The organism is Bradyrhizobium sp. 23AC, assembly GCF_054863025.1.
In genome coordinates this window covers 1-256 of the sequence record NZ_JAVAYN010000231.1, presented here as the reverse complement: position 1 = coordinate 256, position 256 = coordinate 1, and the positions used below count along the sequence as shown (strand labels likewise).

At 56.6% G+C, this 256-nt stretch carries 1 protein-coding gene; it reads left to right on the top strand.

Translation table 11 applies throughout. The features are described from left to right. The coding region (locus RAD10_RS42235) for a response regulator (protein ID WP_461622059.1) at positions 1-256 on the top strand (256 nt) is incomplete at both ends.

Genomic DNA, 256 nt, shown 5'->3' with positions numbered 1-256 from the left:
GACCGCCATGGCGATCGAGCTCATGCTGACCACCGAAGGGTTCAACGTCTACAAAACCGATCTTGGCGAAGAAGGCCTCGATCTCGGTAAGCTGTATGATTACGACATCATTCTGCTCGATCTCAACTTGCCCGACATGCACGGCTATGACGTGCTGAAGCGGTTGCGTGTTGCGCGCGTGCAGACGCCCGTGCTGATCCTATCGGGCATCAACGAAATGGACTCGAAGGTTCGCAGCTTCGGCTTCGGTGCCGAC